Source organism: Synechococcus sp. W60.3 (assembly GCF_047502615.1).
GTDB lineage: Bacteria > Cyanobacteriota > Cyanobacteriia > Thermostichales > Thermostichaceae > Thermostichus.
The window spans coordinates 1-20,323 of sequence record NZ_JANSHJ010000035.1 but is presented as its reverse complement, the minus strand read 5'-3'; the positions used below and the strand labels follow the sequence as shown (position 1 = coordinate 20,323).

The following is a 20,323-nucleotide window of genomic DNA, read 5'->3' as shown; positions in this document are numbered from 1 at the left end:
ACTGGCTCAACCCAGCAGGGCTTGATCTGAGATCTCGTAGGTTTGCGGATCGTCGGGAAACTCGTAGAGAAGGGGGCGCAAGATGGGGGATCCGGTTTGGCTGGACTCCCAAAAGAGGCTGTAGAGGTAGGGCAGCAGCTGGTAACGCAACTGAATGGCCTGCCGGCAGATGGTTTCCACTTCGAGGCCAAAGCTCCAGGGCTCGTGGGGGCGGGTGCCCAGGGCGCTGTGGCCGCGCATGAGGGGGTAAAGAATTCCCATTTGCATCCAACGGGCAAACAGCTCGGGAGTGGCATTGCCACCGAAGCCGCCGATGTCCGCGCCGACAAAGCTAACTCCCGACAGGCCCAGGTTTAGGAGCATGGGCAGGGACATCTCCAGGTGTTCCCAGGAGGATTGGTTGTCGCCTGTCCAGACGGCAGCCCAGCGCTGGATCCCGGCAAAGCCGGAGCGGGTGAGGACAAAGGGGCGCCGGGCGGGGTTGAGCTGTTCTAGACCCTCGCGGGAGGCGCGGGCCATGAGCAGGCCGTAGAGGTTGTGTACCTCGGCGTGGGTGGTGCGCTCCTCAGGAGGGCCTTGGGGGGCGTCGGGGGGGATATCCACGATCTGGCCGCCGTCGCCGAAGGGGCGGTCGTTGAGGGCCGGCTCGTTCATGTCGTTCCAGATGCCATCCACACCGGCTTGGGTGAGAACCCGTTGCCAGGATCCCCACCACCGCCGCACTTCGGGGCACGAGAAGTCGGGAAAGAGGACTTTGCCCGGCCAAACATAGCCGTGGAAGAGGTGGCCATCGGCGCGGCGAATGAAGAAGTCCTGGGCCAGGCCCTCGTCAAAGACGGCGTAGTCAGCTTCGGGATCGAACTTGACGCCGGGATCGACAATGGCTACCCCTCGGAAGCCAGCTTCGTGAAGCTGGGCCATGAGCTGGGCTGGTTCAGGGAAACGGCGGGGATCCCAGGTAAAGACCCGGTAGCCGCGCATGTAGTCAATATCCAGGTAGATGGCGTCGCAGGGGATCTGGCGCTGGCGAAATTGCTTGGCGACAGCCAGAACCTGGGCGGCGCTGGCGTAGCTCCAGCGACACTGCTGGTAGCCGAGGGCCCAGAGAGGAGGCAGGGGGGTTCGCCCGGTGAGCTGGGTGTAGGTCTGGAGCACCAGGGCGGGGGTGGGGCCGTAGATGAGGTAGTAGTCCAGCTCGGGGGCGCGCACTTCGATGGCCCACTGTTTAGGATCCGCCTGGCCCAGGTCGAACTGGCTCCAGTGGGTGCAGTGCAGAAAAAGGCCGTAGGAGAGGCCAGGACGTAGAACCAGGGCGAAGGGAATGGCCAGATAGAGGTTGTCGCTCTGGGCGTCGTAGCCCCAGCAGTCGCGGGTCCAGTGGCTGTAGCGCCGGCCCCGCTTGTTGAGCAGGCCAGCCCGTTCTCCCAGGCCGTAGATGCGCTCGGCGGGGTGGAGGGATTTGACCAGGCGGATGTCATCGGATCCCCAACTGAGGCCGGCGGGGAGATCGGCACAAAAGACCTGGCCTTGGGGATCGCGAAAGCTAAAGCGGAGGGGATCCCGGTCGATCTGCAGTTGCACCTGAGAGGTGGCTAGGTGAACTTGGGTGGGGCTTTCCTGCAGCTCAAAAAAAGCCGGCGGCCACTCTTCATCCGCCAGAGCCACATCCCAAGAGCGGCGGGGCAAGAACTCGCCGCTGGGGCTAAAGCGCAGCCGCAGCAGACGAGGGGTGAGCACCTGCACAGACCAGCAGCCCTGCCTGCAGAGCAATTGGATCCCTCTGGGATGGATCTGGAGTTCCTGCAGGGATCCGCAGGTTTGCCGCTGGGGTGGGCGGGCGGGGAATTGGCCGAAGATCTCGCCGGGTTCCAGCATGGGTTGGGGACAGATCGCCGCCCTCAAGGCTAACCCAAGGCCGCAAGGGAACAGGGAGCTCCCCACTCTTGTGCGCAGCCAACTTTGCTCCCATCGGTACATCTTTTTGTGAAGAGCAGCAGCAATGATCGGCTAGCTCAGACCTCAAAATCCATCGCGAAAACGAGGCGGCAATGGCCATGCGGATCCCGGCGATACCACTCCTCTCCTTGTTGCTTTTGGGAGGGGTATTTGTCCCTGCTGCCGTGGGGGCCTACCCGGTTAGCCCGGAAACGGTCATGTCCCTGCAACAGGGGGATCACGCCCAAGCTCTGCCCAGAGCCAAAAGCCAGCAGCGCTTTCGGGTGGTGACGTTGGCAAGCGGGCTGGAGCATCCCTGGGGAATGGCCTTTCTGCCGGATGGCACCATCCTGGTTACCGAACGTCCGGGCCGGCTGCGCCGAGTTACCGAGCAGGGGTTGGATCCCCAGCCCATTGCCGGGGTGCCGGAGGTGTTTGCCCGCGGCCAGGGAGGGCTGCTGGATATCGCCTTGCACCCCAACTACGCGGAGAACGGCTGGATTTACCTGTCCTATGCGGCTCCTGGGCCGGGCGGCGGGGGGACGCGGGTGGCGCGGGCCCGCCTGGGGGAGAAGGGACTCCAGGATCTGGAAGTGATCTTTGACATGGAGCGCAAGACGCCTGCCCAACAGCACTTCGGCTCCCGCCTGGCCTTTGACGAAGAAGGGTTTCTCTACATCAGCACCGGCGACCGCGGCGAGCAGGATCGGGCTCAGGATCTGGGGGATGCTGCTGGCAAGGTGTTGCGCGTTACGGATACAGGCGGGATCCCGGCGGACAATCCTTTCGTGAATCAAGCGGGGGCTTTGCCGCAAATTTTTACCTACGGCCACCGCAACATTCAGGGAATGGCCCGCCACCCCGATACAGGAGCCATTTGGACGCACGAACATGGGCCGCAAGGTGGGGACGAGATCAACATCTTGGCCCCCGGCATCAACTACGGCTGGCCCCTGATTACCCATGGTCGGGAGTACAGCGGCGAACCGGTTGGTCAAGGACTGGCGGCAGCTCCTGGATTGGCTTCGCCGCTGCTGCACTGGACCCCCTTCATTGCCCCTTCTGGCATGACTTTCTACACAGGAGAGGCTTTCCCCGAATGGCGAGGCAACCTATTCGTGGGAGCGCTGGCCGGGCAACACCTGGCGCGCTTGGTGCTGGATGGGGATCGCGTTGTGGCAGAAGAGCGCCTTCTGGAAGGGGCGGTTGGCCGTATCCGGGATGTGCGCCAGGGGCCGGATGGCTTGCTTTACCTGCTGACGGATGCCCCCAACGGATCCCTGTTGCGCTTGCAGCCAAGCTCTTGATTGGGGTTAAGCTACATGGCCCCAGCCCCGGCAGAGTTTCTAACTCCCACTGCCGCCACTACAAGAACTTGACATCTTGCTCAAGGGGGAGTGGCTCTCCTGTTTGGGAGTCCGTATGGTGACAGGCAAAGCATTCCTCTGGAGTTAGCTTAATAACCTGACCTGGAGCGGGAAGAAAGAACATCCTTAGCTCTTTGGTCGGGATCAAGACGGTTTTGCCATTTGGGGCCTTGCGCTTGTGTTTTTCGTCAGTGAAGGTCCTGACAACGCAAGATATTGGATAGTATTCGCTGGTTTGGAGCTTGGCTTCCAGAAGCGCTCTCCAGTAGGGGCTGTACCCGAAAACCCACTGACCCTTGGAAAACTTGAGATCGAATGCTTGGCTCCAAATTCTGCTGTAAAAGGTGATAATAGACGTCTTGACTTTGTAGGCTCCTGTTATCTCCTCTAAGTGAGATAAAAACTCGCCGGCAGTCAATGATTGAGGAGGGTTGGTGAAGGGACTCATGCAGCATCTCCTGGCTTTTGGTTACATCTTCCCAGCCTACCCCGATTGAAGCACCTGCCTAAGGGCAGGGAGGAAGCTGTCTGTCCTCGTTGCCGATAAGCGGTGGCTCCCCAGCAAAGGCGGGGGAGCCTGTAGACAGAAGCAGCACCCAGCAGGAGAAGGGGGAGCTCTGTCTGCTAAAGGTCAAAACCTATGGGCGGTACAAGATTCGAACTTGTGACCCCTTCCGTGTGAAGGAAGTGCGCTACCACTGTGCTAACCGCCCTTACTCTCACTCTAGCAACTGCTAGAGCTGGACTACTATCTTACACGATTCTTACACGATCGCGCCGCCTCTGCACAGCCGGTTGGCTTGAGAAGTTGAGCTGGAGGTTTGAATCCGGCTGGAGATGGCCGGGATCCCGCTTGGGGGCTACAGTGAGGGACAGAGGCTAGGGGCACTATGGCCTACTCACCGACTGAAGAGGCAATTGCTTTGCTTATCGATTTGGCGGAACGGGGCGAGATTAACCCGTGGGATGTGCAGGTTATCGACGTCATCGATCGGTTTTTAGCCCGTATGGCTCCCACTGCCAGCAGCCATGACCTGTCGGAGTCGGGACAGGCTTTTCTCCATGCCGCTATGTTGGTCTATCTCAAGGCGATGGCGCTGTCGAAGCCGGAAGACGAAGAAAGTGAGGAGACCAACCCGGTGCAGGTGGAGGAGGATCCCTGGCTGAGTTGGTCGTCGGCCCAACTGGATCGCGTGTTGCAACCCAGGGCCGTGCCCCGCCCGAGTCGGACTCGGCCCATCACCCTCAAAGAACTAATCGGCCACCTGCAGGAGCTGGAGACCTTGCTGGAACAGCGCCTTGAGCCTGCCTCAAGGCCCCTGGCTCAACGGGTTTCTCGCAAGCAAGCGCTATCAGCAGTCGCTCAGTTGGCCCACCCAGAAAACCTCGTAGAGACCGCCGCCGAGCTGGAATCTCTGCTTGCCCAACTTTGGCAGCAGGGTCTCGCCCAAATCAGCTTTGACGACCTGCAGCAATACTTTTGCCAAGAAAGCGCTCTAAAAGGCAGTGGCGTGGCTTCCCACCCGATTCAGGTGTTCTGGTCGCTATTGCTAATGGCTTCTCGCTCGCAGGTTGAGCTTTACCAGGAGGAGTTCTACGGCCCCTTGACCATTCGTCCCTGCCGTAGGGGATCCCTCCTAGAATAGATCCTACCCAGGGATCCCTTTCTGCCGCTTTCCATGAAGACTGCGGCTCAGTCGTGGTTGCCCTCCCGCTGGCCTTCCACATCGTTTCGGGCCCGATCCGCCCGTTTGAGGTCTTCTCCGTTCAGGCGCAGGGGCAGCAAAGACTCCGCTTCGCCGTCACGGACGGCAGAGGTTTCCCGATCCAGGTAATACTCTTCAAGGCGCTCGCTGCCGGCATGCTCTTCGCTGAGGGGCTCTGTGGCGCGAGGCGAAGAGGGAGAATGCAGTAACTCAGCAGGAGGACAATCCTCGGAAATGAGCAAATCCGAGGTGCTGAGCACCCCTTTCGGGATGGAGGAAAGGCGCTGGGCAACAGCTCCGATGCTCTCCAAACGAATCATCTCCTCCCAGGAGCAAATCTCCTCTTCGTCTTCCGTTTCGTAGCGAACCAGGATGGTATCCCCTTCGATATCGAGGATCTTGGCTCGTTCCAGCCAGCGTCCCTGATCGCGCAGGTAGATCCACACATCCTTGCCTTCGCGGCTGAGTTGATAGATCCTACGATGAAGCACGGTCCCCTCCTGAGATGAAAGATCCGGGCGAACTGTTGTGGGGGTTACCCAGTTCATCCTTCCATCTTAGCTGCTGGATCCCTCCGCTGTATGCTTTTTGCGCGGCGGGATGGAGCCTTTAATCTGGCTTTAATCTGGTTTTAATCTGGAAGGGATCCGGAAAGGCCGTCTCTCCATGCCCCAAGCCGTTTCAGAGTACTTAATAGTAACCATAGATACGGAAAACCATGCGCATTGCCATTGTCGGGTTGGGGTTGATCGGCGGATCCCTGGCCCTCAAACTCAGCGAAGAGGGTTATCCCGTCTGGGGGATCAGCCGCAATCGGGCCACCTGTCAGGCGGTGCTGGAACGGGGAGCGCTGCAGGGCTGTGGAACCGATTTGGCTCAGTTGGCTGATTTCGATCCCCAGGTGGTGGTGATCTGCACCCCCCTGGAGCAGGTATTGGTCACGCTGGCGGCCTTGGTGCCCCATCTATCGCCGCAGACGGTGGTGAGCGATGTCGGCTCGGTGAAACAACCGATTGTTGCTCCGGCAACGGAATTGTGGCCGCTGTTTGTTGGAGGGCACCCGATGGCCGGCAAGACGTTGCAGGGCATCCAGGCGGCGGAAGCCAGCTTGTTTCTGGGGCGGCCCTATGTACTCACTCCCCTCCCCCAGACGCAGCCGCAGGCGATCGAGGCGATGAAAGAACTGGTGACAGCGGTCGGTGCAGAAGTTGTCCTGGCCGATCCGAAACGCCACGACCAGGCGGTGGCCTGGATCAGCCATTTGCCGGTCATGATCGGCGCCGGCTTGATCGCTGCTGTCGGCCAAGAGGAGGATCCCGACATTCTGGAGTTGGCTCGCACCCTGGCCAGCAGCGGGTTCCGAGATACCAGCCGTGTCGGTGGCGGGATCCCGCAGTTGGGGCTGGAGATGGCCCGTCACAACCGACAGGCGCTCCTGGCCGCCCTGCGTGGCTATCAAGTCCAGTTGGGGAAAATAGAGCGGCTGATCGAAGGCGAACGGTGGGAGGAGCTGCTACAGATGCTGCAACGAACCCGCCAAGAATGGCAACAGTTCCGGGTCAATCAAATACCGTCCTGAGGGGCTACCTGTAGCTGCCGTAGGGGATCGCTGGCTCGACTTTGCCACTGCTCATTAGTGCCTTGTCTTCCTTCGCAGAGATTTCTAGGGTAGGAAACATATAGAGTAGGTCGACTAGCGATCAAGGCCTGTGAGCACCCTCCTTGCTGAAGATGACACCCTTTACCGCCAACATGTGCACAGCCTGCTGATGCAGCATCTGCCTCAGTTTGGCCCGGTGTACATGGCCTCCAACGGCAGAGAGGCATTGGAGCTCTACCGTCAGCACCGTCCCAACTTCCTGTTGTTGGACATCCGCATGCCCGAGATGAGCGGGATCGAGGTGGCTCGACAAGTTTGGTCGGAGCAACCCAGTACGCGCATCATCTTTTGGTCCCACTTTGCCGATGAGGTTTATGTGCGGGAACTGCACAAGATCGTGCCGCCGCAAACTGTCTACGGCTATCTCCTGAAGAATTGCACCGACGAAAAATTGGTCAGTGCCATCCAGGCCGTGGTGCAGGATGAGCAATGCGTGATCGATCGGGAGGTGCGGGGGGTCGATTCCCGTTCGCAAAACAAAATTACCGGCCTCAGCGATGCTGAGTACGAGGTGTTGATCGATATTGCCCTCGGCCTCACCGATCAAGCTATTGCCGCACGGCGGTTTTTGTCGCGGCGAGGGGTGACCAATCGTCTGCGCAATCTCTACGACAAGCTTGAGGTGAGCAACGACCAAATTGAGAGCGAGGAGTGGGGCACAACTTTTAGCTTGCGGGCCCGCGCCATTCGCCTTGCCTTCAAGCGGGGTCTGATCAACGCCCAACTCCTGGATGAGGAGGAGGTGCACTTGGATCACTGGCTCAGCCGCTACCGCCTAGAGCCTTTGGATTAGTATCCAACCGGGTAAAAAGGAGGGGCTTGCTCGGATGCCTCCAGAGGCTTGGCTTTGCTCTGCCCCTGCCCAGAAGCCGTGCTGGGGAGGGCAATTGGCACCTCGATCATCCGCTCCGGTACCAGAGGCACCATGTCGGAGCGATCGGCGATTTCCCGCAAGGAATTGGCGATGGACTCTTGGGTGAGGAGAAACTGTCGTTCGTTGCGCTGCATCTGCTGCCACACTTGGTATCGCTGGCTCCATCGGCTTTGGGTATGCACCGTCCAACTGTACACACTCAGCACTGACAACCCCGAGACGATGGCCATGCCCGTGGAGATCTGCTTCCACCAGATCAGGTGCTCTCTCCAGGCGGGATCCCGGCTATGGGGATAGGCTGATTTCGAGGGTTGGGGGCGACGGGTTCTGACTTTGCCGGCGGGGAGGGGCGGGGTAGTCCTTAGATGGGAACGAGGGACCAAGGTCGCGGTTTTGCGCTGGACAGGGAGAAAACTGCGGCCACGGCTCGCGTTCAAAGGCTGGCTGACCATAGGGGTTTGCACCTCACCCACACCAAGAAATTGCTGCCAACTGGGCCCCACTCTATCCGATCTCCACGCACCTCAGAGGGCCTCCAGGGGGGCAGGGCGGCAACTTAGCTGCTGCGGGCAGCCACTCGCAGTTTGGCGGAGCGGGCGCGGGAATTGCGTTGCTGCTCCAGCTCGGAAGGGCACAGGGGTTTGGGGGTGAGCACCTGCCAGCGGGGATCCGTACGAAAGGCCCATTTCACCAGGCGATCTTCCAGGCTATGAAAGCTGATCACGGCCAACCTGCCGCCGGGTTTTAGCCAATTGGGAGCCTGGGCCAGCAGGGTTTCCAGGGCTTCCAGTTCTCGGTTCACGGCAATGCGCAGGGCCTGAAAGATCCGCGTGGCCGGGTGGATGCGGCCCCGTCTTGCCGCCGGCGGCACCGCCTGCCAGACTACGTGGGCCAGTTGGGTGGTGGTGAAAAGGGGGCGGGAGCGTTCGATGTGGTGGGCGATGCGGCGGGCAAAGCGCTCCTCGCCATAGCGAACGAAAATGTCGATCAAGTCCTCGACGGGGCGGCGGTTGACCCAGTCGGCAGCCGTTTCCTGATCGGCAGTGGGATCCATGCGCATATCGAGCGGCCCCTCGGCGCGAAAGCTAAAGCCCCGCTCGGGGCAGTCCAGTTGGGGCGAGCTCACCCCGAGGTCGGCTACGATGCCATCGAAAGGGATCCCCTGCCCTCGCTCATCCCGAAAGCCGTGCCGCTGCAGGTCGAAATCGGCAAAGCTGAGGTGCCAGAGTTGGAGGCGATTGCCGGGGATCCCGGCTGCGGCCAGACGCGCCTGGGCCGCCTGCAGAGCCGTCGGATCGCGATCCAGCCCCACCACGCGATCCGCTCCCCTCTGCAGCAGCGCCAAGCTGTGCCCACCGCCTCCCAACGTCACGTCCAAAAACGCGCCGCCCTGCTGGGGTTGCAGGTAGGCCACCACTGCCTCCGTCAAAACGGACTCGTGGTGGTACAGAAGCATTTCCCCAAGCTCAGCTCTTGCCAAGTCCATAGGCGCAGGGGGTGGCTTTGATTCTTTCCCCGCTCCTAGCTTTACCTATTGCAGGATCGGTAGACAACTCTAGTACCATCAAACGCTAGCATTCACAACGTAAGGGCTTGCAAAAAAAAGGCCGAGGCCAGGCCCCGACCGAGGAATCCATGTTGTTAAGCTCATCCTCGAGGATAGGGTCGGCTGCCGTCAAAAGACGGGCTGTCTTCCAGTGGTTCAGGATCATCTGGGTGCAAGGCCGACCGCCGGCAAGAGCAGGGCAGGTTCCAGCCTAACGTATGATTAAGACTGCTCTTGCCTTTGTCTGTTCTTTAGTTTGGTGTTACGGCTGCTGTGCTGACCACCGCTTCTTCTGCCGACATCCTGACGCTCTCGCCCGCCCGCGGCCTGCGCGGTCAAGTGAGCATTCCAGGCGATAAGTCCATCTCCCACCGCGCCCTGATGCTGGGATCCCTGGCGGAAGGGGAAACCGTCATTCACGGCCTGTCGTTGGGGGAGGATCCCCGCAGTACGGCAGCCTGTTTTCGGGCCCTGGGGGCCGATATCCCAGAGCTCAACAGCGAGTGCGTCCGCATCCAGGGGGTGGGCTTGGATCGCCTGCAGGAGCCGGCAGAGGTGTTGGATGCCGGCAATTCCGGCACCACCCTGCGCCTGATGTTGGGGATCCTGGCTGGCCAGGCGGGTCGCTTTTTTGCTGTCACTGGGGATCGCTCCCTGCGCTCGCGGCCCATGGGACGGGTGGTGGAGCCGCTGCGGCAGATGGGGGCCAACATCTGGGGACGGGCCGGGGGCAACCTGGCACCTCTGGCTGTGCAGGGGGGATCCCTAAAGGGGATCCACTACCACTCGCCCGTGGCCTCGGCCCAGGTCAAGTCCTGCCTGCTGCTGGCGGGCCTGTTGGCAGAAGGCACTACTCAGGTTACAGAGCCGTCCCTTTCCCGCGACCACTCGGAGCGGATGTTGCGGGCCTTTGGCGCCGAGATCTCTGTCGATGTGGCGGCAAAAACCGTGGCGGTGGTGGGGGGATCCCGCCTAGTGGGCCAGACGGTGCAGGTGCCAGGGGACATCAGCTCGGCAGCCTTCTGGCTGGTGGCTGCCTCGATTGTGCCCGAGAGCGAATTGCTGCTACAGGATGTGGGTCTCAACCCCACGCGCACCGGCGTGCTGCAGGTGTTGCAGGAGATGGGGGCCGATATTCAGGTTGAGAAGCGGCGGGAGGTGGCCGGCGAGCCTCTGGGGGATCTGCGCGTGCGCTCGGCCCGTTTGCGGGGTTGCAGCATTGCCGGCGATCTCATTCCCACCCTCATCGATGAGATCCCGGTTTTGGCGGTGGCGGCAGCCTTTGCCGAGGGGACTACGGTCATTCGCGATGCGGCGGAATTGCGGGTTAAAGAGAGCGACCGCTTGGCGGCCATCGCCCAGGAACTCAGCCGGATGGGGGCCCAGGTCACCGAATATCCCGACGGCCTGGAAATCAAAGGGGGGATCCCTCTGCAGGGGGCCGAGGTGGATAGCCACGCCGACCACCGCATCGCCATGAGCTTGATGGTAGCTGCCCTGGCCGCCCAGGGATCCACCACCCTTCGAGGGGCCGACTGTGCCCGCATCTCCTACCCCGACTTCATTCCCACCCTGCAGCGGCTGATCAACCCTTCGTCCGCCTCCTAGCCAGCCAAGAGCCAACCTTTGCCAATGTCAGACCAGCCCATCGCCATTGAGCACCTCTGCTTCCGCGTTCCTCCCGGTGGCCAGAGGGCCTTTATCCTACAAGACGAGCAGGTTTGGGGGCCGGCCCTGCGCCAACAGCCGGGCTTTTTGGGCAAAGAAGTCTGGCTGGATGTAGAGGATCCCGAACTTGTCCACCTCATCCTCCGCTGGGCCAGCCGCGCCGCCTGGAAAGCTTTCCCCCCGGAGCAGGCGGAAGCCTTGGATCGGCAGATGCAGCCCTTCTACGTGCGCCTGGAGCAGGCCAAAGAATACCAGCTCTGGCAGCCCGGCCTGCCAGCAGAGGAAGCGGCCAACTAGGAAGCCTCAAAGCCCACCTCGGCAGCCGTTGAGTCGGCCCTAGTGGATGCTGCCGCCCGCTCCTGCTCCACCAACTCCCGCAGGCTGGGCATGGTTACCGCCAGAGCCCCTTCGCGCCGTTTGAGACCCGCCTCAAAGGTCTCGGGGGTCACGATCCCGCCGGAGATGAGCATCTTAAAAGCATCCTCCACCGGCATGAACACCTCCACCACCTGGTCTTCCGGCACGATGGCGTACCAGCCGGTGGTTGGGTTGGGCGTGGTGGGCACGAACAGGCTGAGGGAGCGCTGCGGCCCATCCGGTCGAATGGGAGTTTGAATGACGCCCGTTACAAAAGCTAACGCCCAAACCCCAGGCCGAGGATATTCCACCAGCACCACCCGTCGAAAGCGCTGGTTGTTGGGGGCAAACAAAACGCTAACCAATTGCTTCAGGGTTTTGTAGACCAGCCCCGCTATCGGGATGGCGTGGAGCAACTGCTCGCTTAGGTTGAGCAGCCACTGGCCAACAATGTTGCGGGCCATGAAGCCAATCAACAAAATGAGCAGGATTGGCGTCAGCAAGCCCACCGCCAGATCGATGAGGTTGATCAAGATCGGGTGCAAACCCTGGATGGGATTGAACTGCTTGGGAATGCTGGTCAGAAAGTCAATGCTCCAGGTGGCCACCTCCACCGTCAGCCAAATGGTGGTTGCCAGAGGGATCACCACCAGCAACCCCGCCACGAAGTAGTTCTTGAGATGCTGCTTCCACTGGGAAATCATGGTGAGATCGTTCCGTCGAGTCAAACAAGTGGACGCACCGAGCCGATGCAAGTGGAGCTTGCAGATGGCAACCATGATACCTGCCTTCTGCATCTCTCTCATGGGCATCAGCTGCAACTTGCCTGGAGAGAGGTTGGAGCTGCTCCAAAGCGCAAAGCCCCAAACTCGGCTGAGCTGATATTGTTATCTTAGGTCGATATAAAATTTTGTAAAGGCAGGGATCCCTCCTAGAGGCTTTGTGGTCAAGCCGTAGGATGCTCCCTCATCTCTGCCGGATGTCGTGTGGGAGGCCCTATGTCAGAGTCGGATTGGTTAGAGCACACCTGTCAGGTGGAGGTCCCGGTTCCTATCGAGCAGGTGTGGGAGCTGTGGGCCAACCTCGCCCTCATGCCGCGCTGGATGAAGTGGATCCGCTCGGTGGAGCTGCTGGATCAGGAGCTGTCGCGGTGGACACTGGATACGCGCGGCCTCACCTTCAGTTGGATCTCCCGCACCCATACGGTGGTGAAGCATCAGCACATCGGCTGGCAATCGGTGGAGGGGCTTCCCAATCGGGGGGCACTGCGGTTTTACGATCGCAAGGGCAGTACTATTGTCAAGCTGTCGGTGGCCTACAAGATCCCGGGGCTCCTCGGCAAAATCTTGGACGGCCTGTTTGTGGGCAAAGTGGTGGAGAGCACGATTCAAGCGGACTTGGAGCGCTTCAAAGCCTATGCTTTGGAGCAGGCAGGGCGGGCCGCCGACAATGCCTCCGCTGGCTAGCCTCGATCTTGCTGCCGTTTTCTGCTGCCCAGTGAACCGTTGCCAATCTTCGTTGCCCAAGGTCTGCTTCATGTCCGATCCCTCCCTCGAGCCTGTCATCACCTTTTCTCATCAACCGGTGGACAACCGCAACATTCGCTTCTCCCTGGAGCGGCAAGATCTGGATCTGGATCAGCTCCTGGTGTTGTTGAACCGCAACGCCTTTTGGGCCCAAAATCGCCGGCGGGAAGAGATGGAGCGGGCCATCGCCCACAGCCACCCGGTGGTCAGCGCCTGGGACGGGGAGCGCCTGATTGGCTTTGGCCGCGCCACCTCCGATGGGGTTTACCGGGCCGTCCTCTGGGACATCGTGGTCGATCACGAGTATCGACGGCAGGGCATCGGGCGCAAGCTGGTGGAAACCCTGATCAGCCATCCCCACCTGCAGTCGGTGGAGCGCATCTACCTGTTTACCACCCATCAGCGCGGCTTTTACGAGCGCATTGGCTTTGTGGAAAACCCCAGCACCACGCTGGTTTTGCACGGGCGTCCGCTGGATTTTTTGATCCCGGCTGCCGAACAGGAGCAGGTCTGACCAACAGGGATCCCTAGGGCAAGGGGAGGCGTAGGTCAGTGTATCTTGAACAACAGTGGGTTGGCTCCGCCTTGGGAAGAGGACGCGCTAGCCTGAAGCAAAAAGGGTGAGAGGGTGTACCTATGGCCAATCGCCTCGCCACGTGTTCCAGCCTTTACCTGCGCAAGCACGCCGAGAATCCGGTGGATTGGTGGCCTTGGATCCCGGAGGCCCTGGAGAAAGCCCGGGCCGAGGACAAGCCGATTTTTCTGTCCATCGGCTACTCCAGTTGTCACTGGTGCACCGTCATGGAGGGGGAAGCCTTCTCCGACCCGGAGATCGCCGCCTTCCTCAATGCCCATTTTTTGCCCATCAAGGTGGATCGCGAGGAGCGGCCTGATCTAGACAGCATCTACATGCAGGCGCTGCAGCTCATGAGCGGGCAGGGGGGGTGGCCCCTCAATGTCTTCCTCACGCCCGACGACCTGGTGCCGTTCTACGCGGGCACCTATTTTCCGGTGGAGCCTCGCTTTGGCCGGCCGGGGTTTCTGACCGTACTGCAGCGCATCCTGCAGTTTTACCGCCAGGAAAAAGACAAAATCGAGGACATGAAGGGCCAAATCTTGGCGGCCCTGACCACCCTCAGCGACCTGGTGCCGGAAGACCATATTCCCCCTGACCTGTTGCGCTCCGGGATCCCCAAAATCCAACCCTTGCTGGCCAACGCCGGGGCAGTGCAGCAGTTTCCCATGATGCCCTACGCCCAGTTGGTGTTGCGCTCGGCCCGCTTCGACCCGCCAGAAGGGATCCCCGGCTCGCCGACGGCGCTAGAACGGGCCAAGGAGCGAGGGATGGCCTTGGTGTTAGGAGGGATCTTCGACCATGTGGCCGGCGGGTTTCACCGCTACACCGTGGATCCCACCTGGACGGTGCCCCACTTTGAAAAGATGCTCTACGACAACGGGCAGATCTTGGAGTTCTTGGCAGAGCTGTGGGCCCACGGGATCCAGGATGCGGCCATCGAGCGGGCGGTGCGCCTGACGGTGGAGTGGGTGGCGCGGGAGATGACCGCCCCTGCCGGGTATTTCTACGCGGCCCAGGATGCCGACAGTTTTGCCCGAGCAGAGGATGCGGAGCCCGAGGAGGGCGAGTTCTACGTCTGGCGCTGGCAGGAGCTGCAGGATCTGCTGGATGCAGAAACCTTCCGCGCCCTGCAGCAGACTTTCTTCCTCTCGCCGGGGGGCAATTTCCCCGATCGGCCCGGCTGTATCGTCCTACAGCGCAGGCAAGGAGGGGAGCTGCCGCCGGAAGTGGAAACGGCTTTGACGACCCATTTGTTTCGAGCTCGCTACGGCTCCACCGAGCGGAGAACCCCCTTCCCGCCCGCAGTAGATGCCCAATCGGCCCGCCGGCAATCTTGGCCAGGACGCATTCCGCCGGTCACCGACACCAAGATGATCGTCTCCTGGAACGGCCTGATGATCTCCGGCCTGGCGCGGGCCTACCAGGTGTTTGGCGAGGAGGACTATCTGCGGTTGGCCCTGCGGGCCGCCCAATTCATCCTCAGCCAGCAGCGCCACCCCCAGACGGGATCCCTGCTGCGGTTGAACTACGATGGCACAGCCCAGGTACCTGCCCAATCGGAAGATTACGCTCTGCTGATCAAGGCCCTGTTGGATTTGCACCAGGCCTGCCTGCCGCGGACAGGCGATCCCAGCTCCCAGTACTGGCTGGAGGCCGCCATTCGGCTGCAGCAGGAGATGGACACGCGACTGTGGGATGAGGCCAGGGGGGGATACTTTGTCAGCGACGCCCAGAGCACCCCGGAGCTGCTGGTGCGGGAGAAGGAGTTTCAGGACAACGCCACCCCCGCAGCCAATGGGGTGGCTGTTGCTAACCTGGTGCGCCTGGCCGCCATCACCGGAGATCTGGACTACCTGGAACGGGCAGAACAGGCCCTGAAAACCTTTGCCCACATCATGAGCACCCAGCCGCGGGTCTGCCCCAGTTTGTTCGTCGGGCTGGATTGGTACAACAACTGGGTAAAGGCAACCCTAGAAGCGGAGCACATTGCTGCGCTGCAACAGCGCTCTTGGCCCACCACCGTCTTTGCCCTGCCCACCGCAGCCGAGCCGTTGCCGGCAGGAGCTGTGGGGTTGGTGTGCTGGGGCAGCAAGTGTCTGGCCCCCGCCGCTTCTCTTGAGCAAATCCAGTCGCAGATCGGCAAAGGGCAAAACCGAGCCTACTGACATTCGCTCATCCTCTTCCAGAAGAACTCGGGATCCCGCCCCGAGAATCTACTGGCTGGCCAGCTCAGCTTTCCCCGGGATTTTCCACCCCATAGAACTCAATGCGGTAGCTCTGGATGCGAGTGCCTGTCTTCTGCTCTACCTGGGCCAGCAGCTCCGGCGGCAGCTCCACATCTACGTCCAGGATGCGGTTGCTATCCAGGCAGTTGACATGGCTGTGAGGATGGGTACGATTGCCGTAGCGGCGCCCATCGGCGCGATCTAGGCACTCGATGATGTTGTGGCTGGCCAGAGCCTCCAGATTTTGATAGACGGATGTGTGGCCAATGGGCTTGCCCTGCCGATTGAGGCGGTCGTAGATCTCTCTGGCAGAAAGGTGCTCGCCGCATTGCCACAGCAGTTCCAAAATATAGCGACGCTGCCGGCTGAGGCGCAGATTGCACTCCCGGCATCGCTCCAAAGCAGCTTCCAAAGAATCCACAGGGCGAGGCATGGGCAAACCTCAAGTCATACCGAGTCTGAGATAGCTGGTTACTCATTCACACTAGCTTAACATTCCTAAATCGAAGTTTCCAAAGGCTGATCTCCAGATCTCCGTCGGGCATCGACCTGTCCAGGCAGTGTGCGGAGGAAAGGGCGCCAACGGGAGCGCGTCAATTATCAGTTATTTTCTTCAGTTATTTACAATACGATATCGCCTATCTACGAATATCGCTGGGGTGTTGAGGAGAAGCGGGATGCGGCGGCGCCAAATGATCTTAGGCCTGTTGGGATTGGCCGGCAGCAGTGGATTGGTGGGGGCCTATTGGGCCAGTCGGCAGCGCCCTGCTTCTGTGCCTCTATCCGCAGAGATGGGATCCCCTGCTTCCCCGCCTCCTACCCCTCGGCCTACGCCCACAGTTGTCCCCCATCCGGAAGCTCCCCGGGGCCTTTACATCCCAGCCCGCCGCGATCTGCGCCTGATGGTGATCAGCGACCTGAATGGCATCTACGGCTCGGTGGACTACGACCCGGAGGTGGATCGGGCCATCCGCCTCATCCCCTATTTCCAGCCGGATATCGTCTTGGGGGGAGGGGACATGGTGGCTGGCCAAGATCCCCGCCTGTCGGAGGAGCGCATCCGCGCCATGTGGGCAGCCTTTGACCGGCATGTGGCCGGCCCGCTTCGTGCTGCCAAACTGCCCTACGGCTTCACGCTGGGCAACCACGATGCGTCCTGTGCCCGCAGCACGCGCGGGGGCTTTCTCTTCCAAAAAGAACGGGATCTGGCCCGCGAGTTTTGGAACGACCCGGCCCACGATCCCGGTTTGAATTTTGTGGATCGAGGCGACTTTCCCTTTTATTACACCTTCGAAAAAGACGGGGTGTTTTACTTAGTTTGGGATGCCACCTGCAACTACATCCCGCCGGAACAGATGGCCTGGGCAGAAGCGGCGCTGGCCAGCGAACGAGCCCAGAAGGCCAAGTTGCGCATCGTCATCGGTCACCTACCTCTCTATGCGATTACCGTCGGACGCGACGATCCGGGAGAGGTGCTGCTGGAGGCAGACGCCAAACGGGCCCTGCTGGAGAAATATCGCGTCCACACTTACATCAGCGGCCACCACCACGGCTACTACCCCGGCCACAAGGGGCAACTGCAACTGCTCCATTGCGGCATCCTCGGCTCCGGCCCCCGCCCCCTCCTGAATAGCCCCCTGCCCCCCCGCAAGACCCTTACCCTCATCGATGTGGACTTCGACGCTCCGGAGGTTACCTACTACACCACCTACCACATGCGAGATCTGAGCGTGATCGACCAAGCCGAACTGCCCCGCTTCATCACCGGCCACAACGGCCTGGTGCTGCGCCGCGATGTTAACTGGGATAACCTCACCCCCGAAGAAATCGTCACCTGCCAAGCTCGTATTGGATCCCTGTGCCGCGACGACTGACTCTTAAGCTCAGGAGCGTTGCATCTCGGCAAAAGACTGATAGCTCCTCTGCGGATGGTAGAGATGGCGCTGCTGCACAATGTCCTGTATCGACACCTGGGAGAAGTGCCGCTTGTGCAGATGGGATCCCCGCCTGCGCTGGGCCAGGCACAAGTGTAGGAGGGGATGGACAAGGCCATAGAAGTCGTCGTCTTGGCAGCCCCGAGCGGCAAGGAGTGGGCCTCGAAGTGGCTTGCAGATGTGATATCATCAATTTCCAACCCTTGGGCAGATGCGCAGCCGCATCTTCAGCGAGGGCTGTTAACTCAGAGGTAGAGTACCACCTTGACACGGTGGGAGCCGCTGGTTCGATTCCAGCACAGCCCATTGTCAGAGGATCCCAAAGACTCTGCCAAAGTTCGAAAAGGCCTTGTCCGGCAAACCCTCTCGGCTTTCAGGGATCCCGACAATTCCATGCAACCTGCGAAAATCCAGGGGGGGACGGGCTCCTCTCTGCAGCGGCTGTTTTGGAGGGCTGGAGCGTTGGTCTGGGGTTACGGCCAATTTCTTCGGATCCCGGCCAGGGATCCCTATACTGGAGTAGGAGCCCTGGAAGGCGCCGGCGTGGCAAGGGTAGCATTAGGTCAAACTGCGAGAGGGGGAAACGACCGATGGGATTGTTCGATCGGGTCAGCCGGATCATCAGAGCCAACCTCAACGCGCTGATCAGCAGTGCCGAAGATCCGGAGAAAATCCTGAACCAAACCATTCAGGACATGTCTGAGGATCACTACCAAATGCGGCAGGCAGTTGCCCAGGCCATTGCTGCCCAGAAGCGGATCGAGCGGCAGTACGAGCAGGCGCAGCAGAACGTCGACGAGTGGCAAAGGCGCGCCGAGTTGGCCCTGCGCAACAACAACGAGGCCCTGGCCCGCGAAGCGCTGGTGCGCAAGAAAACCTTTGCCGAAACCGCCCAGAGCCTGAAGCGGCAGTTGGATGAGCAGACCAAACAGGTGGAAGTCTTGAAGGCCAACATGACCAAGCTGGAGAGCAAGATCGCCGAGGCCAAGACCAAAAAGGATATGCTCATCGCGCGGGCTCGGGCGGCCAAAGCTTCCCAACAAATTAACCAGGTTATCGGACGGGTGGACGCCACCAGTGCCTTCGCGGCTTTCGAGCGTATGGAAGAGAAGGTAAACGCCCTGGAAGCTCAGTCGGCGGCCGTGGCCGAGCTGGCGGTGGACAACTTGGAGCGACAGTTTGCCGCTTTGGAAGCAGGTGGCTCGGACATCGATCACGAGCTGATGATGCTGAAAGCGGCGATGGGGGGCCAATTGCCCGCCGGAGAGCAGAAAGCTCTGCCGAGAGATCAATCTGCTGCCACCAGCGAGAGCGAGGTAGATGTAGAGCTAGAAAATCTACGCCGCGAAATCGACCGGCTTTGAACGAATGGGAGGTAGCGTCTTCTTGAGAGTGTCTCCTCTGGGCTCAGGGGCGTTGGGGTATCCTAAGCAGGGGGACACAGAGTGGTAAGCTAGCCCAGAAGAGCTCTTGGCCTGCCTCTGGTGGGGTTAGGGTAGCCTTCTGCGTTTTTGCGAGAGAAACAAACAGCGATGACCACAGCGAGTATCAAACCTCTGCTGGACGCCAAGCAACTGTTGCAGGCTTATGCGTCTGGCCGGCGGGATTTTTCTGGAACCAACCTGAGCGGAGCCCAGTTGAGCGGCGCGAACTTGAGGGGCATTGTCCTGCGGGATGCCGACTTAAGTGGGGCGGATTTGCGCGAGGGGGATCTGTCGGGCGCAGATCTCTCAGGGGCCGACCTGCGCGGAGCCAAACTGCGGCGGGTGAACCTCATTGGGGCCAAGCTGGTCAAGGCCGATCTGCGGGGGGCCAACCTCTACCGGGCCAAGTTGCTCAGGGCCGACCTTAGCGAGGCCGATCTCAGCCGCGCCGATTTGCGAATTGGCGCCGATCTGCGGGGAGCCATCATCACCAACACCCGTTTTCGCGGCGCCCTCTACGATGAGTACACCAAGTTTCCGGAGGGGTTCAACCCCACCGAGATGGGCATGTAATCCCAGGCTTTCTAGGGAACCAGCTCCTGCCACAGTTGGGCTGCATCGGCGGCAGCCGCCACAAAGGGCGGGTTGTGCAGATCAGGCTTGTTGTAGCGCAAGGGATCCCCTTTTAGATCGGTGACGCTTCCCCCGGCTTGCTCGACGATGCAGTGGGCAGCAGCAGTATCCCACTCCATGGTTGGGTCGAAGCGGGGGTAGAGATGGGCGGATCCCTCGGCCACAAGGCAGAGTTTCAGGGCGCTGCCCACCGACTTCACCTCGAGGGAACCGTAGCGCCGCCGCAGCCGCTCGAGAAATTGCTCCGTCTCCGGGCCGCGGTGGGAGCGGCTGGCCACCACTTGCAGAGGGACCTGGGCGGGCGGGCGGGCCCGGATGGGCTGATCTCCTCTATAGGCCCCCAGCCTTTGCACAGCCCTGTAGGTAAGGCCGAGAGCGGGGGCATGGACGACGCCTAAGATGGGGATCCCTGCCTCGACGAGGGCGATGTTCACGGTGAACTGGCCGCTGCGCCCGATAAACTCGCGCGTGCCGTCCAAGGGATCCACCAGCCAGAACTGCCGCCACTGTTGCCGCTCCGGATACGGGATCCCGCCGGATTCTTCCGAGAGCACGGGGAGGCCGGGGGTCAGATCTTGCAGGCCCCGCAGGATCAAGTGGTGGGCGGCCAGATCGGCTTCGGTGAGGGGGGAGGAGTCGGCCTTGTCCCTGACCCGGATCTGATCTTGCCGATAGATCTCCAAAATGGCCTGCCCGGCTGTTTCCGCAAGGCGGCTGACATGGGGCAGGAGATCGGCCAGATCCTGCATGGGCAAACTCTCCAGGTTTAGCGACGCACCGGAATGCCGTGGGCGGCCAAATCGGCTTTGATCTGGGCAATTGTCAACTGGCCGTAGTGGAGCAGCGAGGCCAACAGGGCTGCTTCTGCTCCCCCCTCTTGCAGAGCCTGGC

19 protein-coding genes, 2 tRNA genes and 2 pseudogenes are annotated in these 20,323 nt (G+C 60.9%); 13 read left to right on the top strand and 10 right to left on the bottom strand.

All coding sequences use genetic code 11. From position 1 onward, the window contains the following. Positions 1 to 6: 6 nt before the first annotated feature. The gene (locus NW846_RS10830) at positions 7 to 1,875 is read right to left on the bottom strand and encodes a TIM-barrel domain-containing protein (RefSeq protein WP_414515962.1); all 1,869 of its coding nucleotides are present in this window, start codon (positions 1,873 to 1,875) and stop codon (positions 7 to 9) included. 173 nt (positions 1,876 to 2,048) lie between these two features. Between NW846_RS10830 and NW846_RS10825 the strand changes: the two genes are divergently transcribed. Next, positions 2,049 to 3,242 (top strand): PQQ-dependent sugar dehydrogenase, encoded by a 1,194-nt coding sequence (locus tag NW846_RS10825; protein ID WP_414346125.1) that lies wholly within the window; start codon positions 2,049 to 2,051, stop codon positions 3,240 to 3,242. Positions 3,243 to 3,300: 58 nt separating this feature from the next. On the opposite strand, the gene NW846_RS10820 is transcribed toward NW846_RS10825, so the two are convergent. Further along, the gene (locus NW846_RS10820) at positions 3,301 to 3,750 is read right to left on the bottom strand and encodes a hypothetical protein (protein ID WP_041438520.1); all 450 of its coding nucleotides are present in this window, start codon (positions 3,748 to 3,750) and stop codon (positions 3,301 to 3,303) included. A 193-nt stretch (positions 3,751 to 3,943) separates the two neighbouring features. Further along, positions 3,944 to 4,015: transfer RNA gene (locus NW846_RS10815), tRNA-Val, on the bottom strand. 177 nt (positions 4,016 to 4,192) lie between these two features. Here NW846_RS10815 and NW846_RS10810 point away from each other — a divergent pair. After that, complete coding sequence (locus NW846_RS10810; protein WP_414346123.1) at positions 4,193 to 4,948, top strand: segregation/condensation protein A; 756 nt, start codon at positions 4,193 to 4,195, stop codon at positions 4,946 to 4,948. A gap of 257 nt (positions 4,949 to 5,205) precedes the next feature. Here NW846_RS10810 and NW846_RS10805 read toward each other — a convergent pair. Continuing rightward, positions 5,206 to 5,499, bottom strand: a pseudogene (locus NW846_RS10805) (DUF6679 family protein); the annotation flags it as partial. Positions 5,500 to 5,726: 227 nt separating this feature from the next. On the opposite strand from NW846_RS10805, the gene NW846_RS10800 reads away from it, so the two are divergent. Both NW846_RS10800 and NW846_RS10795 read left to right on the top strand, forming a co-directional pair. Then, complete coding sequence (locus tag NW846_RS10800; RefSeq protein WP_011431107.1) at positions 5,727 to 6,587, top strand: prephenate/arogenate dehydrogenase; 861 nt, start codon at positions 5,727 to 5,729, stop codon at positions 6,585 to 6,587. Positions 6,588 to 6,717: 130 nt separating this feature from the next. Continuing rightward, positions 6,718 to 7,461, top strand: a complete 744-nt coding sequence (locus tag NW846_RS10795) for a response regulator (protein ID WP_099812881.1) — start codon at positions 6,718 to 6,720, stop codon at positions 7,459 to 7,461. Here the strand turns inward: NW846_RS10795 and NW846_RS10790 are convergent. Both NW846_RS10790 and rsmH read right to left on the bottom strand, forming a co-directional pair. Beyond that, positions 7,458 to 7,772: a hypothetical protein gene (locus NW846_RS10790; protein ID WP_206336836.1), complete on the bottom strand. Its 315-nt coding sequence runs from the start codon at positions 7,770 to 7,772 to the stop codon at positions 7,458 to 7,460. The genes NW846_RS10795 and NW846_RS10790 overlap by 4 nt on opposite strands. Before the next feature lie 326 nt (positions 7,773 to 8,098). Further along, on the bottom strand, positions 8,099 to 9,028 hold the full coding sequence (gene rsmH / locus NW846_RS10785; RefSeq protein WP_414346121.1) for a 16S rRNA (cytosine(1402)-N(4))-methyltransferase RsmH: 930 nt from the start codon (positions 9,026 to 9,028) through the stop codon (positions 8,099 to 8,101). 333 nt (positions 9,029 to 9,361) lie between these two features. Here rsmH and aroA point away from each other — a divergent pair, with 333 nt between their 5' ends. Both aroA and NW846_RS10775 read left to right on the top strand, forming a co-directional pair. After that, a complete protein-coding gene (aroA, locus tag NW846_RS10780) occupies positions 9,362 to 10,696 on the top strand; it encodes a 3-phosphoshikimate 1-carboxyvinyltransferase (protein WP_414346119.1) in 1,335 nt (444 codons plus the stop codon). Positions 10,697 to 10,720: 24 nt separating this feature from the next. Further along, complete coding sequence (locus NW846_RS10775; RefSeq protein WP_099812882.1) at positions 10,721 to 11,053, top strand: TIGR03792 family protein; 333 nt, start codon at positions 10,721 to 10,723, stop codon at positions 11,051 to 11,053. On the opposite strand, the gene NW846_RS10770 is transcribed toward NW846_RS10775, so the two are convergent. Then, positions 11,050 to 11,817: a DUF502 domain-containing protein gene (locus tag NW846_RS10770; RefSeq protein ID WP_414515959.1), complete on the bottom strand. Its 768-nt coding sequence runs from the start codon at positions 11,815 to 11,817 to the stop codon at positions 11,050 to 11,052. The genes NW846_RS10775 and NW846_RS10770 overlap by 4 nt on opposite strands. 294 nt (positions 11,818 to 12,111) lie before the next feature. Here NW846_RS10770 and NW846_RS10765 point away from each other — a divergent pair, with 294 nt between their 5' ends. From NW846_RS10765 to NW846_RS10755, 3 genes are all read left to right on the top strand, one after another. Next, a complete protein-coding gene (locus NW846_RS10765; RefSeq protein ID WP_011431100.1) occupies positions 12,112 to 12,579 on the top strand; it encodes an SRPBCC family protein in 468 nt (155 codons plus the stop codon). 70 nt (positions 12,580 to 12,649) lie between these two features. Further along, positions 12,650 to 13,153 (top strand): GNAT family N-acetyltransferase, encoded by a 504-nt coding sequence (locus NW846_RS10760; RefSeq protein WP_099813335.1) that lies wholly within the window; start codon positions 12,650 to 12,652, stop codon positions 13,151 to 13,153. Positions 13,154 to 13,275: 122 nt separating this feature from the next. After that, a complete protein-coding gene (locus NW846_RS10755) occupies positions 13,276 to 15,381 on the top strand; it encodes a thioredoxin domain-containing protein (RefSeq protein ID WP_414346117.1) in 2,106 nt (701 codons plus the stop codon). A 64-nt stretch (positions 15,382 to 15,445) separates the two neighbouring features. Here NW846_RS10755 and NW846_RS10750 read toward each other — a convergent pair whose 3' ends face one another. Next, a complete protein-coding gene (locus NW846_RS10750) occupies positions 15,446 to 15,874 on the bottom strand; it encodes a Fur family transcriptional regulator (protein WP_011431097.1) in 429 nt (142 codons plus the stop codon). A gap of 244 nt (positions 15,875 to 16,118) precedes the next feature. Between NW846_RS10750 and NW846_RS10745 the strand changes: the two genes are divergently transcribed. The 4 genes from NW846_RS10745 to NW846_RS10730 all read left to right on the top strand — a co-directional run bounded on the left by NW846_RS10745 (position 16,119) and on the right by NW846_RS10730 (position 19,372). After that, the gene (locus NW846_RS10745; RefSeq protein ID WP_414346114.1) at positions 16,119 to 17,315 is read left to right on the top strand and encodes a metallophosphoesterase family protein; all 1,197 of its coding nucleotides are present in this window, start codon (positions 16,119 to 16,121) and stop codon (positions 17,313 to 17,315) included. Positions 17,316 to 17,609: 294 nt separating this feature from the next. Then, positions 17,610 to 17,681: transfer RNA gene (locus NW846_RS10740), tRNA-Val, on the top strand. A gap of 284 nt (positions 17,682 to 17,965) precedes the next feature. Next, complete coding sequence (locus NW846_RS10735) at positions 17,966 to 18,739, top strand: PspA/IM30 family protein (protein WP_011431094.1); 774 nt, start codon at positions 17,966 to 17,968, stop codon at positions 18,737 to 18,739. Between the two features lie 168 nt (positions 18,740 to 18,907). Next, complete coding sequence (locus tag NW846_RS10730) at positions 18,908 to 19,372, top strand: pentapeptide repeat-containing protein (protein ID WP_011431093.1); 465 nt, start codon at positions 18,908 to 18,910, stop codon at positions 19,370 to 19,372. Positions 19,373 to 19,383: 11 nt separating this feature from the next. Here the strand turns inward: NW846_RS10730 and cysQ are convergent, their stop codons facing one another. Together cysQ and NW846_RS10720 are read right to left on the bottom strand one after the other, a co-directional pair. Beyond that, the gene (gene cysQ / locus NW846_RS10725) at positions 19,384 to 20,181 is read right to left on the bottom strand and encodes a 3'(2'),5'-bisphosphate nucleotidase CysQ (RefSeq protein ID WP_414346113.1); all 798 of its coding nucleotides are present in this window, start codon (positions 20,179 to 20,181) and stop codon (positions 19,384 to 19,386) included. Between the two features lie 17 nt (positions 20,182 to 20,198). Next, positions 20,199 to 20,323, bottom strand: a pseudogene (locus tag NW846_RS10720) (imidazole glycerol phosphate synthase subunit HisF); the annotation flags it as partial.